Source organism: uncultured Roseibium sp., from assembly GCF_947499295.1.
Classification (GTDB): domain Bacteria; phylum Pseudomonadota; class Alphaproteobacteria; order Rhizobiales; family Stappiaceae; genus Roseibium.
The window spans coordinates 737219-753379 of the sequence record NZ_CANMNP010000001.1; the positions used below are offsets into that span (position 1 = coordinate 737219).

The window sequence follows — 16161 nt, forward strand, 5'->3', positions numbered from 1 at the left end:
GGGATTCCCGACTTTAGGAAGGCCCGGGCCGCCATTGGCGGCGGCCCGGAAGGATTGACTATTCCTTCACGACACCCGTTGCGAGGGTGTATTCGTCGGTCCGCGGAATGTACTTCAAGCCCTTCTTGGCTGCCCAGGTATTGACCTGGAAGTGCGTCGGGATGATAGCGACATCCTCAATGGCCATTTCGGTGGATTTGGCCAACAGGTCCTGACGCTTCTCGTCGTCCACGGTGCTCAGAGCTTCCTCGATCAGCGCATCGATCTCCGCATTGGAATGCCGTCCGCGATTTGAAGAACCGAAACCCTTGTCCTTGTCGTAGGTGTGGATGAGTGACTTCAGAGGTGAAGACGCTTCGCCCGATCCTGCACCCCATCCGACGAGAATGAAGCTGAACTCAGGCAGTCCGTCCGGGCTGCCACGAGAAGCACGCCCGAAGTACACGGAACGCGGCATTGTCTCGACTGCTGTCTTGATGCCGATTCTTGTCAGCATCTGGCCAATTGCCTCGGCGATCTTGGCATCGTTGATGTAGCGATCATTCGGGCCATGAATGGTCATCTGAAAACCGTCGCCATAACCGGCTTCTGCCAGCAAAGCCTTTGCCCCTTCCGGGTCATAGGCAACAGGTTGCAGTTTGTCAGAGACACCGAAAAAGCCTTCCGGCAGCAGCTGTCCAGCAGGCAGCGCCACACCTTCCATCACGCGTTCCACGATAGCGTCACGGTTGATGGCCTTCGAGATTGCCAGCCGAACGCGCTGATCCATGAGCGGGTTCTTGATAGCGCCGCCATCATTGCTCTTCACAAAGGGAGAATCTTCGCGGAACTGATCCATATGCAGGTAGATAACGCGGTTTGAAACGCCCTGGCTCAGCTGAATGTCGTCTTTTGACTCAAGCGTTTTGATGTCCGTTGTCGGAACGCCCGCGATCATGTCCACGTCCCCGGCCAACAACGCCGCGACACGGCTCGGCCCGGACTTGATCGGACGGAATTCCACTTCGCTCCACACAGGAGCATCGCCCCAATAGTCGTCATTGCGAACGAGCGTGATGCTCTCACCGGGCTTATAGTTCGAGAACTTGAAAGGACCCGTTCCGACCGCTGCGGTACCAGCGTTGAAATCTTCCGTTGCGGCCCCGCATCCGGCGCTGTCGGAAATGACCGGAATGGTCGAAATATCGTTTGCCATCAGCGGGTAAGGCGCTTCAGTGACGGCATGCACCGTGTAATCGTCAATCTTCTTGAAGGTCTTGCCTTTCAAGTAGGTCCCATAACCGGATGGCGAGTTCGGCACATCCGGTGCTCGTTCCATGGTGCAAATGACATCGTCAGCGTTGAAGTCGCTGCCGTCGTGGAACTTGACGCCTTCGCGCAGTTTGAATTCCCAGGTCAGATCGTCAATCGGTTTCCAGGAGACGGCGAGGCCCGGAGAAAGGCGTTGCTTCTCGTCCTGTGCGATCAGGCGATCGAACAGGTGAACCGACATTGCGTTGTTCGGTCCCAGATTATGAAAATGAGGATCCATCGACGTTGGTTCGGACGCCAGGCCAATAGTGAGCTTCTCTGCAAAAGCCGCTCCGGTAAACAACGCCAGAGCGCTTACTGTAGCCGCTGCTGCGGCTGTAAGTTTTATCATGACTGTGTAACTCCCTCGGAAGGTGCGGTGTCCTTTTCCGGACTTTTTGCCGCACGATGAAAAGGATGTTAGCTTGCAGAAAATTCATTGCCAACAGTAAAGTTAATGCATTTTTGCATAGGCCAATTCAACATAACCAACCGCCCTCTTCACGCTGGAAGCACCACTTACATGGCAGAACACCGCCACAGACTGCGAGAAATGGAAGCGCTCAGAGCACTGGTGACGACTGGGACAACCATCGGAGCCGCACGACGACTTGGTGTGTCGCAGTCTTCCATAAGCCGGGCACTGGGGCAGCTGGAACAGCGCGTTGGACGCAATCTCTTTTTGCGCAGCTCCGGCAAGATCGAACCGACGGCTGCTGCACTCAGGCTGAATGAACAGCTCGATCCACTCTTTGAAACACTCGCCCAGATCGAAGGAGCAGAATGGGCGGCGGCAGACGAAGAGCCCTTGCGCCTTATCGTGCCGCCCACCCTGGCGCATAATTTTGTCATCAAGCAGGTTGCGGCCTTTTTAAAGCAGAACCCGGGCAAGAGCCTTCAACTGGATATTCAGGCGACAGATGTGCTTGTCTCCGGCATCCTGGACCTACGTTATGACCTTGGCCTGACCAGCGCCATGATCCAGCGTTCCGGCGTCACGCTGGTGCCCTGGCGGCGGTCGCAGGTGGTGTGCGCCATGCCGACCGGCCATCCACTAGAGCAGAAAGAGATCATCACACCGTCCGACCTTGAAGATGTTGAACTCATCGAGTTCTTACGGCGGCTTGGAACACGGGCAATCACCGAACAGGTCTTCGCCCGGGCAGGCGTTCGCCCGCGCACCGTTGCTGAAACCGCAACAAACATGGCAGCGCTTGAGCTGGTTCGGGAAGGTCTTGGCGTCACGCTGCTCAATCCCTTTCCGGTATTGTCCGGGGGAATGGCGGATATCACGGTCAGGCCGTTCGACGCGCCGATCACCTACAACACCAGCTTCGTCTTGCCGACCGGTCGGCAGCCTTCCGAACTCGCGCAGCAATTCATGGAGTACGTCAAGGTCACCACTCCGGCGGACGAATACTCGGAGATCGTTTAGTTTTGGCCGGCATTCTCCCAATTTGTGTCAGGGTCCAATGGGAAACTCGGACGTGGAAGAAACTCAAAGGGCCAGCGCTCAAGCACCGGGCTGGTCAGGCCAGCGGTGTCGATTTCGAAAACCTGATCGGGCGCGAACCACTTCGCAAATCCGGCACGGAAATGTCCTCGGGACTTGACCACCACGCATTTGGCACTGCCGACGTCCAGCCCAAGCATATGGAAGAACACCGGGTCCGCCGTCTGTGTACGATCGGAAATGACAACAACGCGGACCCCGCCGAGATCGAGAGCTGCACAGGGCCCGAGATGAAGTCGGCGGCCCTTGGTCATGCCGCGTTCCCCCACAACACTGCCGTCATGCAAGGCAAGTACCTTGGCCGAAGCATCGAACGGCCTGTCCCATTTCTCCCAAACCTCAGCGCCCGCGCTGCGGTTGAACTTCGCAGTAAAACTGGCACCAACGCCAACCTCATGAGCTTCACGGGCAAGGTCAGGATCGAAAAACGAACCATAAAGAACGCGATCGGCACCGCTTTCCTTGAGCGCTGCAAGAAGCTCAGTCGTACGCCCCGATCCACCGCCCCCTGGATTGTCGCCGGCGTCGGAAAAGATCACCGGCAGTTTTCCAGGATTGAGCGCAAGCGCAACAGCCTGTTGTACCGAAGTCAGAGTGCGCGAGAAGCTTTCTCGTTGGTTCCAGGCGCGTTGCGCAATTTCCAGAGCCAGATCATCTGCGAGCTTCTGGTCCTCGCGCGCTGTCACGACCACGCTCAAGCCGTTGTCCGGCGTGTCGGAAAATACAAAATTGCCGAACACCGAGACATTGATAATCGCACTGCCCAGCTCTGCCTGTCTTTGCTGCCCGAAATTGATCAACTCACCGTAAGGAGCCTCGGCACTCAAGAGGGTTACGGAGGCCGGAACGATCGGTGGTTTCTGAAGCGCTATTTTCGGCCTGCTTCCGCTTGCAAGGCAGCGCCGCAACGAGAAGGCCGCTTCTTCTCCGCGTTCTATCATGTCGACATGCGGATTGGTCCGGTATCCAACGATCAGGTCGCAAGCATTCGCCATCCTTTGCGAAATGTTTGCGTGAAGATCGAGCGTGCTCACAATAATCGGTTCTTGACCGACGGACGAGCGGACACGCTCCATCAATTCGCCGTCCGGGTCATGAAGATGTTCGGCGACCATGGCACCGTGATTGCAAATGTAGACTGCATCAACAGGACCCGCCGCCGTCAATTGAGCGATTACACTGTCGGCGATCTTCTCAAACACCGCCCGTTCAACGGGTCCCGCCGGGTGACTGGCTGCGAGCGTACAGGGCACGGGTTGCCAGGGTCCCGTCGCATCCATGGCGCGGACGAATGCAGCGAATTCGGCAGCAAGCGCAGGTGTTTCCAACCGGGATTCTTCGAGCAGTCGTTCGCCATCCAGCCATGTCAGCGAACGAAAGTCGTCTTCCGTGGCGGGGCGCGAGAAGCGGTTCGATTCCAAAATCATACCCAGCAAAGCAACCTTGGGTGTATGCACCAGCGTCTCTCCCTAATCTGGTTTCAATGAAAAAGGAGCACGTTCCAGTGGCCGAAATCAACATTCCAAACGAATACCCGGTCGAACTCAAAGCTCCTGATCTGTCGCCGTACAAGTCCGGAAATACTGGCATCCCTTACATCTGGCGGTTTGACAGCGGCAAGCCCGGAGCAAATGTCATGATCAGCGCAATCGTTCATGGCAATGAGCCTTGCGGGGCGATTGCGCTCGATTGGCTGCTGAACAGGGACGTAAGACCAGCAGCCGGCAGCCTGACCTTGGCTTTCATGAACATTGCTGCCTATGAAGCCTTCGACCCGGCAGACCCGAATGCAACGAGGTGGATTGACGAGGACTTCAACCGGGTCTGGGATGTCGCAGTGCTTGAAGGAGAGCGAGACAGTGTCGAATTGCGCCGAGCACGGGAAGTCCGACCGGCGCTGAATGACATCGACTGTCTCCTGGACATTCACAGCATGCAGCATCTTGCGCCTCCCTTGATGATGTCGGGACGCCAGAAGCGCGCAAAGACACTCGCAGGGTCTGTTGGCGTGCCGGAACGCGTCGTTGGCGATGCCGGTCATGCCGAAGGCCGGCGCATGCGGGACTATGGAGCCTTCGATGATCCAGATGCGAGAAATACGGCACTATTGATCGAATGCGGCCAGCATTGGCAAGCCTCGGCGGAGGATCTTGCAAAGGAGGCTGCTATCCGTTTTCTGGTTGCCACAGGGACACTTGGCAAGGAGGCACTTGCGGCATTTTCCAAACCGAGTGTCACGCAATCCGCATTCACCGTCGTGGAGGCAATCACCATTCAAAACGAAGGATTCGTCTTTGCAGAACCGTTTTCAGGGGGAGAAGTTATCGCGCAGAAAGGAACACTCATCGGATACGATGGGACAACTCCCGTTCGAACGCCTGAAGACGATCTCATGCTCGTGATGCCTTCCAAACGGCTCTGGCGCGGGCAAACGGCAGTAAGACTGGCAAGACGCGATACCTGACAAGATTTTTTAACCGAGGGAGGTCGCGAATGGCGACGCGCGAGGCGGCGATCAAGGCCGTATCCAACTATTTCGAAACCGGTGGATTTCAGACCGAACTGGCCGACAGGGTGGCGGTTCGAACATCGAGCAGGGAACTCGAGCACCAGAAAGAGCTGACACGATATCTGGATGACCTGATGCGGGCCCGCTTTGAGGCGATGGGATTTACGGTCGAGATATATCGCAATGAAATGCTGGAGCGCGCGCCGTTTCTGGTGGCAAAACGCATTGAAGACCCTTCCCTGCCCACTTTGTTTTGCTACGGACACGGTGACACAGTGCCCGGTGAAGACGGATGCTGGAGCGAAGGACGCGACCCCTGGGCCCTCACAGTTGCCCAAACGCCATCCGGTGAACGATGGTTTGGCCGCGGAACAGCGGACAACAAGTCCCAACATGCCATCAACATGGAAGCTATGCGCCACGTTCTCCAGACACGCGGCAGACTTGGATACAACGTCACCTTTCTGATCGAGACGGCGGAGGAAATGGGGTCTCCGGGCCTTGAAGAGTTCTGCCGCAAAAACCGCGATTTGCTGGCGGCGGATTTGTTGATCGCATCCGATGGCCCTCGCTTTTCGACGGACGGACCGGATATCAAGCTCGGCACCAGGGGCGGCCTGAATCTTCGCTTCAGACTGGAGTATCGCGACGGCGGACATCACTCCGGCAATTGGGGGGGGCTGCTTGCCAATCCCGCAATTGTGCTCATGCATGCTCTCACCACTCTGGTGAGCCGAAACGGTGAAATCCTTCATCCCGGTTTGAAGCCTGGGCAGATCAAACCTTCAGTCAGCGCTGCCTTGGCCAACGTGACGGTCACTTCAGGACCTGACGATCCTGAGATCGATCCCTGGTGGGGTGAACCCGGCCTTAGCGGGGCGGAGAAAGTGTTCGGCTGGAACACGTTCGAGGTGTTGTCTTTCATCACCGGCGATCCTGTGAAAACTCAGAATGCCGTGCCGCCCTTCGCAGAAGCCATCTGCCAGATACGCTTCGTGGTTGATACAGATCCTGACACTTTCCTTCCGCTGATCCGCGAACATCTTAGAGCGCAGGGTTTCGACGGGATCACCGTTGAACCGGCCCGCATGTCGATGCTGCGAGCATCCCGCCTGGATCCAGAGCACCCGGCGGTGGCTTGGGCCGTCACCTCAATCGAAAAGACAACAGGCAAACCCGTTACGGTCATCCCAAACGCGGGCGGCTCCTTGCCGAACGATATTTTCCTGAACATCATCGGCATGCCCACGATCTGGGTTCCGCACAGCTACACGGGCTGCTCCCAGCATGCCCCGGACGAGCATGTCCTGCCGCATTTGATGAAAGAAGGCCTTCAGATGATGACCGGCCTGTTCTGGGATCTCGGCGACGGATTTCCCGAGAGCTGAGGCCAAGGGCAAAGGATCTTTCAGCGTACGAATTTCTAGACTTTGATCTCGGAAATGAGGGCAATTTCAGTCCTCATTTCCGCGCGTTGAATCGCCACCCCCAAAAATTGCAGCAGCAAATTGATACACCTCAATGCCGACGTGCCGGATTTTTTTGTAACTAGTTACATCGCATGACTTCTGTGCGAGGTGCCCCAAGGTTTTCTGATGAAAATTGAACACGTTACCTCAGCCTCGGATTGATATCCGGGCGCAATTTCGTGTCTCTGCCTTGCGGCGCAAATTCCTAAATCAACAGGACGATGATGATGTCTGTAACTCTATCGCGTCGAAACTTCTTGAAATCGACTTGCTCAACTCTTCTGGTAAGTATGTTTCCGATCTCGGCGCATGCTGCGGCGAACCGCGGTGTGACATTCGTTCCCCATGCCGGTCAGGCCGGTGCATTTTGGGGCATGATCAAGGATGGCCAGCTGATCAAGGCGATCCCACGGACAGAATTTGATCCACGCCCGACAAAAATGATCAGCGATGGGGTCGTCAGCCGAACCTATCACCAGACACGTGTCAAATATCCACATGTCCGCCGGTCTTATCTTGAAGGTTATGAAAACGGCGATGTACGGCCGGATCTGCGTGCGCGGGAAGACTTTGTGCGCGTGGATTGGGACACTGCGCTGTCTTTGGTGGCACGTGCGATCCTCGATACAATCGATGAGCACGGCAACGAGGGTCTGTTTTCAACCTCCTACGGGGGCTGGTCTCATGGCGGCGTTCTGACGCCCAATGTTTTACAGGGCCGTTTTTTCAATCTGATCGGTGGTGCGGCTGTCACCGTTGGCGACTATTCAGGTGGCGCTGGACAAATCATCATGCCGCACGTTCTGGGCGACATGGAGGTTTATTCGCGCCAGACTTCCTGGTGGCAAATGTTGCAGCATTGCGAGACCTTCGTGATGATTGGCACCGATATGCATAAAAACGGCCGTGCAGAGGGCCGTACGACCGATCACTCCATGTATCCGAGATGGGAACAGATCAAGGAAGCCGGTGTCGACTTCATCTCGATCAACCCACAGCGTACAACCACCGACGAGTGGCTGAATGCAGAATGGATCAAGATCGTTCCAAACACGGATACGGCGCTCTTCCTTGCCATGAGCTATCACGTCCATGAAAACGGCAGCTACGACCGGGAATTCCTCGACAAGTACACGGTCGGTGCAGACAAGTTCATTGACTACCTGACCGGCAAGACCGACGACCGTCCCAAAACACCGGAATGGGCAGCAGCGATCACTGGCATCGATGCTGATCAGATCCGCGCCCTCGCCGATCGGTGTGCCACCACCAGAACCCAGTTTGCAGGCTCCTGGGCAATCCAGCGCGCTCAGCACGGTGAAATGCCGTATTGGGCGATAACGGCCTTTGCGGCAATGACCGGCCAGATCGGCCTTCCGGGCGGCGGCGTCGGTTTCAGTTGGCACTGGGGCCAAGGTGGCGCCCTGTTCGCCCAAGCGCGTGTTCCAGGCGGCTTGCCTCAGGGACGAAACCGCGTCATCGGCATCTGCCCTGCGTCAAGGTTGAACGAGATGCTGCTCAATCCGGGCAAGGAATTCACTCGAAACGGCAGTACTTTCAAGTTCCCGGATGTTCATCTCATCTACAATTCCGGCAACAACTTCGCGTCGCACCAGCAAGACACCAATGAACTGCTGAAGGCAATGGAGAAGGTGAAAACGGTCGTCTGTCAGGACCCCTGGTGGACTGCGGCCGCCCGGTTTTCCGATATCGTCCTTCCGGCAACATCGCATGTTGAGCGGGATGAAATCAGTTCCGGCGGCACCTATTCCAAGGACAAGGTCTATGCCATGCGCAAGCTCATAGACCCGGTTGGTGAATCTCTCGATGATTTTGAGATATTCCGGCGCCTGGCGGAAAAATTCGGTGTTGAGGGCCCGTTCACCAACAACATGGAACGCATGGACATCATTCAGGAGTCTTATGAGAAGTCTACGGCGGCTGATCATATGGATTTCGATGAATTCTGGACCACCGGGGTCGCCCGTGTGCCTCAGCCGCAGGAAGAATTCGAGTGGGTCCGTCATGGCAAGTTCCGCGAGGACCCTGACGCCAATCCGCTCAGAACACCTTCCGGAAAGGTCGAAATCTACAGCGAGACAATCGCCAAGATGAACATTCCGGATTGCCCGCCAATGCCGATGTGGCTGGAGCCCGACGAATATCTGGGTAACAGTGAACCGGACGATATTCACGTCGTCAGTCCGCACCCCTTTAACCGGATCCACTCGCAGTTTGCTCAGTCCGATCTGCGGCACGAATTGAATGTCCAGGATCGTGAATTCCTGCTGATCAATTCGGAAGATGCGGCTGAGCGCGGCATCGAGGATGGGGATCTCGTTGAGCTTCACAACGAGCGCGGAGCGCTGATAGCCGGAGCGCGCGTTTCCGACAACATCATGCGCGGTGTCGCATCGCTCTATGAAGGGGCCTGGCTGTCTTTCGACAGCAAGGGTCGCTGCAATTCCGGTGCGATCAACATTCTCACGTCCAGCCGGGCCTCCAGCGGCTTGAGTCAGGCAACGACAGCCAACACATGTATCGCCAAAATGCGCAAGGCCACGGATGTTGATGGTCCGAACCAGGCGTATGAACCTCCCAAGACCACGACTGATGTCGTCTCTCTGGATACATCGGGGTTCGGACTGGAGCGTGCAGATAATCTTCAGGAAACCTTCACCGCGAACATGGAGCCAGGTGAAAAACTCTTTTACGAGTACTGCACCTTGTGCCACGTGCCTCAGGATCCGGCGTCGCACACAAAAAATCAGTGGCGCGGTATTACGGAGAGCATGTTCGTGAATGCAGGCGTCACGGAAGAGGAAGGAGCGCTCATTCTTGAGTTCCTTGATCAGTACGCAAAGCCTGACTGATCCGACTGCATAACAACAGAGAGGGCGTGGCTGAAGTCCCGCCCTCTTTCTGTGTTCGCGCATCACGTGCGCGAAACTTTGCTGTATCCCAAGGCAACCGCTTCAGGAAATGATCAATCACTCCGCCGTTGAAGGGATTTCCATGCGCTGCCGAGACATCTTCCGTGTCAGCAGCATACGGCGGATGAAAGCAAGCACGAACAGTGCAGTCAGGATCAGGATGATTGTCGGAGCCGGAGCGCTATCAAGGAAGAAGCTCGCATAGGTTCCGGCGAGCATGGATGCCATGCACACACCGACGGCAACCCAAAGCATTGTGCCGAATGTTCGCACAAGCAGGAAGGCGATTGCACCCGGCGCAATCAACAAACCAATCGCAAGGATCAAACCGGCTGCAGACAAAGTTGCGACAATCGTCAGAGACAAGGCTGCCAGCAATCCATAGTGCAATAGATTGACCGGCAAACCGGATGCCTGTGCCTGGGCTGCATCAAAGCTGTGCAGCACGAGGTCCTTCCACTTCAATATGAGGGCGGTGCCGACAAGAACGGCAATAATGCCGGCCGTTAGGAGATCCTCCTGCCCGACGCCGAGCATGTTTCCAAAGAGAATATGGTCAAGATGGGCGTTGGTCTCAACGGAAACATAGAGCACGATCCCGAGACCAAACATGCCGGAAAACACCACGCCCATGACGGTGTCCTGTTTCACCCGGCTGTTGCCAGACAGGTACCCGGTCGCGAGCGCGCAGATCATTCCGGCCGCAAAGGCACCGACCAAAAGGGGAAGTCCGAAAATATAGGCAACCACAATGCCTGGCAGGATCGCGTGGCTGACCGCATCCCCCATCAAAGCCCAACCCTTCATGACGAGAAAGCAAGACAGGAGCGCTGTCGGAACGGAAACGATGACGCAGATCAGAAGTGCGTTCTGCATGAACGGGAACCGAAATGGCAGAAGAACTGTCTCCAGATCCATCAAACAGCTCCTTCCACCTTCTTGGAACGGTGCGCGCCATTACCTGTATCATCCAAGGTTGCCAAATCTTCGGGCGGTCCCTTTAGCAGCGCTTGAGCGGCCTTGCGTTTTGCCGCCAGCAATCCGTGCTTGGGCGCAAACATGAACACAGCCAGGAAAATCAGCGTTTGCAGAGTGACAATGATGCCGCCGGTCGCACCATCCAGAAAATAGCTGACATAGGCGCCTATGAAGCTTGTCGATGCGCCGATCACGACCGAAAGTGCGATTAATCGCGGGAAGCGGTCGCAAAGCAGATAGGCGGTGGCACCTGGTGTCACAACCATGGCGATGACAAGAAAAGCGCCCACAGTTTGCATCGCGGCGACCACGGATGCCGACAGCAACACAAAGAAAATCGCTTTCAGCAAACCGGGTCTGAGACCAATGGTCCGGGCGTAATTTTCGTCGAAGAAGGTCACCATCAGATCCTTCCATTTCGTCAGCAGGATAGCCAAGGAGACGAAGCCGATGATCGCCAGCTGCATCGTGTCTTCCGGCGTAATGGCAAGGATATTCCCCATCGTGATGGTCTGGATGGAGACGGATGTCGGATAGATCGAGACCACAAACAGTCCAAGTCCGAAGAAGGACGTGAAAATCAGACCAATGATGACATCGACTTTCAGTCCCGACCTTTCGGACAGGAACAGCATGGCGGTCGCCGCAAGCCCTCCGGCCAGAAACGCACCAAGCGCGAACGGCAAACCAAGTATGTAGGCACCTGCGACACCCGGCACGACGGAATGCGCAAGAGCATCCCCGATAAGCGACCAGCCTTTCAGCATCAAATAAGCGGACAGGAAAGCACAAACACCGCCAACGAGCGCGGAGACCCACATGGCGTTTGTCATGTAGTTGTAACCAAATGGCTCCAGGAGCACTTCCATCACCCAGAAGCCTCTTCTGCACCGGTCTGCCCTGGTGTCTTCTTGGCCGTCTGCACCTGGTCGCCATATTGAACGAATGGCCGTTCGTCGTCTGTCAGAATGGTGACCTTGCGTTGATCGCCATCGGTGTGCAGCGTCTCGTCGGAGATCGTGAAATGGCGCAGAACACCACCAAAAGCGAGTTCCAGATTGTCGCGCGTGAACGTTGTGTCGGTCGGCCCAAAGGCCAGAACAGTGCCCTTGACCAAAACCGTCCTGTCGCAAAACTCCGGAACAGAGCCCAGATTGTGAGTGGAAACGAGCATCACCCTGCCCTCGTCGCGCAGTTCCTTTAACAGCGCGATGATCTGTTCCTCGGTCTTGACATCAACGCCGGTGAACGGCTCGTCGAGAAGGATCACCTGGCCGTCCTGCGCCAACGCTCTGGCAAGAAAGACGCGCTTGCGCTGCCCTCCTGACAGTTCGCCAATCTGGCGATGACGGAAGTCCTGCATGTTGACCCGCTGCAGCGCCAGGTCGACGGCGTCGCGGTCAGCCTGTTTCGGCCGTCTCAGGAAGCCCATGTGGCCATAGCGCCCCATCATCACGACATCTTCGACAAGCACCGGGAACGACCAGTCGACCTCTTCGGACTGCGGCACGTAGGCCACCTGATTCCGGCGCAGGGCCTCCTGAACCGGCTGACCGAGGATCCGGATCCGCCCCTTGGCGGCTGGCACAAATCCCATAATCGCCTTGAACAGCGTGGACTTGCCCGCTCCATTGACGCCAACGAGAGCCGTTACGGTGCCACGCGGTATTTCAAAACTGGCATTCCAAAGCGCGGTATGTCCATTGCGATAGGTCACCGTGACGTCTTCGGCGGTTATGCCATCACCGGCTGCTTGAGCGGTCATGTCCATGTCCGGGTCCTTGAGGATTTGAAGCATCACGAAAAGCCATTAAAGAACACTATTGAAACGATCACAATTGCGGCCAACTCTTGACCGCAATTGCAGTTTTTACGCGGCGAGGCAGTGGTTAGTTTGCCGCCGACTTCAATCCGTCCACGACTGTTCCGGCAGTCACTTTTAGCAGGTCAAGGTAAGTCGGCACCGGTCCGCCGGCTTCACTAAGGGAATCCACATACAGCACGCCGCCATAGGCAGCACCGGTTTCCCGTGCAACCTGTTCCGCCGGTGCGGTGCTGACTGTGCTTTCGCAGAAAACGACCGGAATTTCGTTTTCGCGTACGCCATCGATGACGGCACGCACTTGCTGTGGCGTTCCCACTTGATCAGCGTTCATCGGCCAAAGATAGAGCTCCTTCATGCCGAAATCCCGGGCAAGGTAGCTGAAGGCTCCCTCGCAGGTTACCAGCCAGCGTTGTTGTTCCGGAATTTCCGCAACGGCTTCGCGAAGCGGTTCGATCGTCGCGCGCAACTGCTCTTTATAAGCTTCGGCATTTTTCTGATAAGCGTCGGCATTGTCAGGATCCTGGGCGGAGAATGCATCGACGATGTTGTCTATATAGATCAGCGCGTTGTCGAGACCCATCCATGCATGCGGGTTGGGTTTGCCTTCATATGAGCCGGAGCGGATCGAAATAGGGTCAATGCCATCCGTCAGGGTCGCTGACGGAACATCTCCCAGATTGCCGAGAAACTGTTCAAACCAGAGTTCAAGGTTCATACCGTTCCAAAGGATCAGGTCGGCGTCAGACGCACGGACGATATCCTGCGGGGTCGGCTGATATCCGTGGATCTCCGCACCCGGCTTGGTAATGGAAACCACTTCAGCCGTGTCTCCAGCAACATTTTGCGCAATGTCTGCAAGAACAGTGAAGGTCGTCACGACCTTCATCTTGTCGTCAGCCCAGGTCGCTGTCGATGAAAATGACGCCAGCGCCGTCGCCAACACGGCCGCTGTCATTGAAAAGCGCTTGCTACCGGTCATTCAATTCTCCCAAACAGAAAAGTATCTTCTTGCAAGTGATATTGCAACTCATTCGCAACTGTCAAGCTTGTTGCGAATGAGTTGCAATATTAAAAACCTGTCAAACTGAATTCAGCCTCGGCAAAAATAAAACCGCCGGCCCAAGGTCCGGCGGTTTCTGCAAGCCAAAAAGACACCCAGCGTTGTTGCCTCAGGCGGCTGAAACCTTGTCCAGGAAGGTTTCAATCCCCTGCTTCAGTGCAAGACTGCGGTTGCTCAGGTCATCGGAAGCCGCAAGCACATTGCCTGAAGCATCCTTTGTTTCGACCACCGCTTTTGCCAGCCGGTCCATGTTGGATTTCACCGCCATCGTGCTTTGTGCGGCCCGCTGTACGTTTCCGGAAATCTCGTTAGTGGCCGAGCCTTGTTGAGAAACAGCAGTTGAGATGCCCTGCGTATAACCATTGACCTCTTCCATCGTGTCAGAGATCTCGCCAATCGCAGCAACCGCTTCAGTCGTGGAGTCCTGAATGGTTTGGATCTGGGAGGAGATTTCCTCAGTCGCTTTCGAAGTCTGGTTCGCCAGCTCCTTGACCTCGGCGGCGACAACCGCAAAGCCCTTGCCCGCCTCGCCGGCGCGCGCGGCTTCAATGGTGGCATTGAGAGCCAGCAGATTTGTTTGTTCAGCGATGGCCTGAATGAGGTTGACCACTTCGCCAATCTTGGATGCGGCTTCCGCAAGCCCCTGAACTTTGCCGTTGGTCTCGTGAACGGCTCCGGTTGCCTGCGTCACGATATCTGATGACCTTCGTACCTGTTCACCAATTTCGGCGATCGAGGCGGACAGTTCTTCGGCGGCACCCGCGACGTTTTCAACGCTCATGGAAGCATCTTCACTAACGCGCGATGTATCCCCGGCCTGCTCCGCACTGTTCCTTGCAATGCCGCCGAGCGAAGACGCTGTGCCGCTCATGCCGGCCGCAGTTTCGTCGAGTGCGCTCAAAAGTCCCTGAACTTCTTCACGGAACCCCTGGATCAGACCTTCAACAGCCTCCTGACGGGTAAACTGTTCCTGCCTGTGGTCATCAGCCTCGATTTCCAGGCGAAGACGTTCGCGGGCATTTTCCTGGAAGACCTGCACTGTGCGGCTCATGTCGCCGATCTCGTCGCGTTGATCTGTCGACGGAATTTCCACATCCGTGTCACCTTCCGCGAGACGACCCATCGCAGCTGTCAAAGCTCTTGTTGGCTTGGTAATGACAAGCGAGACGACAAAGGCCAGCAAACCGCCAACCAGCACCGCCGCGAACAGCGCGACAGCAATCAGACCGAGAGCCGTGTCGGCGCGCGCATATGCGCTGGCCGATTGTGCTTCGGTCAATGCCGTGATGACGGACCGGACCTTGTCGGAGATCGCCGCAAGTTCGAGCCTTTTGGTGTCAAACACCTCCTTGGCAGAGACCATATTGGCAAATTCTGCTTCGTAGTTGTTCACCTCCTGCTCGATAGAGGCAACCGCATCGGTTATTTCAGGAAAGGCAGCGCTGTCGGCCTTGAGCGTGTTCGCAAGATTGCGAAGAATTCCGATGCGCGTTGTAACGTCATCTGCGCCCATGGATTCAAAGCCGGCGAAAAACTCCATTGTGACCGAGCGAATCTCGAGTGCCGCCCGCTGAAACTTAATGGCATTGACGTTCACTAGATCAACGATACCAAGCTTGGATGACGCCTTTCCAGCGACCTTTTTGGCGTCGTCGCTCGCCGCGTAAACGACTTTACGCAACACAGCTGCCTGATCATGTATGCTGTGGAGCCCGACAACCAATTCGGCGGCAAGATCAGCTGACACCAGTGCAGCCGGAGCGCTTTCCCCCTCGATCTTCGGCAATTTTTCTTTTAAACCAACGGCAAGCGCTGAAAGGCCTTTCATCTTTTCAGGATCCAGGCCTTCAACCTTCAGTTTGGCAGCTTTTTTGGCCCATTTGGCAAGAGACGAGACACCATCGGATAGAGCTGCAGACACTTCAACAGGCAGATCTGCATTCTCCCCGACTTCGGCCACTGACACCGACAATTCAGAGCTGGTGTCTTCCATATCGGAAAGCATGCGGCCAACCTTGTCGGCCCGGTTTCGGGTACCGGTCGCCTTTTTTGCGGCGCTTCCGGCATCCCTTTGTATCTTGTTCATCTGGTCAGTGATCTGAACGGAAAGCGTCTCCAACCGGACAGCGGACTTCAGAAGACTGTCCACCTGTGCCTGCCGGCTGTCCACTGCCTCCACAAATCCGGAAAATTCTCCACTCAATTGTCCCACAAGCGCAATAGCTTCTTCGGTCGCCTCACCACCTGCCCCGCTTTCGGACACACTGTCCAAAGAAACCAGTGCCTGCTCCAACTGTCCGATCCGGGCGGTCGCTGACTGTGCCAGGTCCGGGCTGCTATCGGCCAGGTAGGCCTCCTGCGCCTGGGCAACTTGCTGTAGATTTGCCATCGCCGCCGTGGCCTTGGCGCTGACATCCGATTGAGCCCGCAATCCAAGAATTGCAACAGTTCCGACAGCACCAACTGCCGCTGCAACAAGTATCATTGTGACAAACCCGCCCCCGACTTTAGCCGAGAAGCGCGCATTCTTTAATGGTGTAAGTAACTTGGACATGTGAACCCCGCACTTTCTTTCATAGAATGC

The 16161-nt window shown here is 56.1% G+C and carries 11 protein-coding genes; 4 read left to right on the plus strand and 7 right to left on the minus strand.

Annotated features, from left to right (window positions below; genetic code table 11):
• Nucleotides 1–58: 58 nt before the first annotated feature.
• Nucleotides 59–1642 carry an ABC transporter substrate-binding protein gene (locus tag Q0835_RS03565; protein ID WP_298815813.1) on the minus strand — a complete coding sequence of 528 codons (1584 nt, stop codon included), beginning with the start codon at nucleotides 1640–1642 and terminating at the stop codon, nucleotides 59–61.
• A gap of 171 nt (nucleotides 1643–1813) precedes the next feature.
• Between Q0835_RS03565 and Q0835_RS03570 the strand changes: the two genes are divergently transcribed.
• Nucleotides 1814–2725, plus strand: a complete 912-nt coding sequence (locus Q0835_RS03570; protein WP_298958465.1) for a LysR family transcriptional regulator — start codon at nucleotides 1814–1816, stop codon at nucleotides 2723–2725.
• On the opposite strand, the gene Q0835_RS03575 is transcribed toward Q0835_RS03570, so the two are convergent.
• Nucleotides 2722–4260 (minus strand): M81 family metallopeptidase, encoded by a 1539-nt coding sequence (locus Q0835_RS03575; protein ID WP_298958467.1) that lies wholly within the window; start codon nucleotides 4258–4260, stop codon nucleotides 2722–2724. The genes Q0835_RS03570 and Q0835_RS03575 overlap by 4 nt on opposite strands.
• A gap of 47 nt (nucleotides 4261–4307) precedes the next feature.
• On the opposite strand from Q0835_RS03575, the gene Q0835_RS03580 reads away from it, so the two are divergent.
• From Q0835_RS03580 to Q0835_RS03590, 3 genes are all read left to right on the plus strand, one after another.
• On the plus strand, nucleotides 4308–5267 hold the full coding sequence (locus tag Q0835_RS03580) for a succinylglutamate desuccinylase/aspartoacylase family protein (RefSeq protein WP_298958469.1): 960 nt from the start codon (nucleotides 4308–4310) through the stop codon (nucleotides 5265–5267).
• Between the two features lie 29 nt (nucleotides 5268–5296).
• The gene (locus Q0835_RS03585; protein WP_298958470.1) at nucleotides 5297–6700 is read left to right on the plus strand and encodes a M20 family metallopeptidase; all 1404 of its coding nucleotides are present in this window, start codon (nucleotides 5297–5299) and stop codon (nucleotides 6698–6700) included.
• 308 nt (nucleotides 6701–7008) lie between these two features.
• Nucleotides 7009–9654, plus strand: a complete 2646-nt coding sequence (locus Q0835_RS03590; RefSeq protein WP_298958472.1) for a molybdopterin-dependent oxidoreductase — start codon at nucleotides 7009–7011, stop codon at nucleotides 9652–9654.
• Between the two features lie 117 nt (nucleotides 9655–9771).
• On the opposite strand, the gene Q0835_RS03595 is transcribed toward Q0835_RS03590, so the two are convergent.
• The 5 genes from Q0835_RS03595 to Q0835_RS03615 form a co-directional block, all read right to left on the minus strand.
• On the minus strand, nucleotides 9772–10632 hold the full coding sequence (locus tag Q0835_RS03595) for a metal ABC transporter permease (RefSeq protein WP_298958473.1): 861 nt from the start codon (nucleotides 10630–10632) through the stop codon (nucleotides 9772–9774).
• Entirely contained in the window at nucleotides 10632–11561 is a 930-nt protein-coding gene (locus Q0835_RS03600) for a metal ABC transporter permease (RefSeq protein WP_298958617.1), read from the minus strand. The genes Q0835_RS03595 and Q0835_RS03600 overlap by 1 nt, the downstream gene beginning before the upstream one ends.
• Complete coding sequence (locus tag Q0835_RS03605; protein ID WP_298958474.1) at nucleotides 11561–12457, minus strand: manganese/iron ABC transporter ATP-binding protein; 897 nt, start codon at nucleotides 12455–12457, stop codon at nucleotides 11561–11563. Before Q0835_RS03605 ends, Q0835_RS03600 begins: the two co-directional genes overlap by 1 nt.
• A 124-nt stretch (nucleotides 12458–12581) precedes the next feature.
• Nucleotides 12582–13496, minus strand: coding sequence for a metal ABC transporter substrate-binding protein (locus Q0835_RS03610; protein ID WP_298815798.1), 915 nt, complete (start codon nucleotides 13494–13496; stop codon nucleotides 12582–12584).
• Between the two features lie 190 nt (nucleotides 13497–13686).
• Nucleotides 13687–16131, minus strand: a complete 2445-nt coding sequence (locus Q0835_RS03615; protein ID WP_298958475.1) for a methyl-accepting chemotaxis protein — start codon at nucleotides 16129–16131, stop codon at nucleotides 13687–13689.
• Nucleotides 16132–16161: the final 30 nt, after the last annotated feature.

What these genes read in the sequence shown, in the direction of transcription:
- Q0835_RS03565 (WP_298815813.1), bottom strand. Translation starts at nt 1,642, where the DNA reads ATGATAAAACTTACAGCCGCAGCAGCGGCTACAGTAAGCGCTCTGGCG.
- Q0835_RS03570 (WP_298958465.1), top strand. Translation starts at nt 1,814, where the DNA reads ATGGCAGAACACCGCCACAGACTGCGAGAAATGGAAGCGCTCAGAGCA.
- Q0835_RS03585 (WP_298958470.1), top strand. Translation starts at nt 5,297, where the DNA reads ATGGCGACGCGCGAGGCGGCGATCAAGGCCGTATCCAACTATTTCGAA.
- Q0835_RS03590 (WP_298958472.1), top strand. Translation starts at nt 7,009, where the DNA reads ATGTCTGTAACTCTATCGCGTCGAAACTTCTTGAAATCGACTTGCTCA.
- Q0835_RS03595 (WP_298958473.1), bottom strand. Translation starts at nt 10,632, where the DNA reads ATGGATCTGGAGACAGTTCTTCTGCCATTTCGGTTCCCGTTCATGCAG.
- Q0835_RS03600 (WP_298958617.1), bottom strand. Translation starts at nt 11,561, where the DNA reads ATGGAAGTGCTCCTGGAGCCATTTGGTTACAACTACATGACAAACGCC.
- Q0835_RS03605 (WP_298958474.1), bottom strand. Translation starts at nt 12,457, where the DNA reads ATGACCGCTCAAGCAGCCGGTGATGGCATAACCGCCGAAGACGTCACG.
- Q0835_RS03610 (WP_298815798.1), bottom strand. Translation starts at nt 13,496, where the DNA reads ATGACCGGTAGCAAGCGCTTTTCAATGACAGCGGCCGTGTTGGCGACG.
- Q0835_RS03615 (WP_298958475.1), bottom strand. Translation starts at nt 16,131, where the DNA reads ATGTCCAAGTTACTTACACCATTAAAGAATGCGCGCTTCTCGGCTAAA.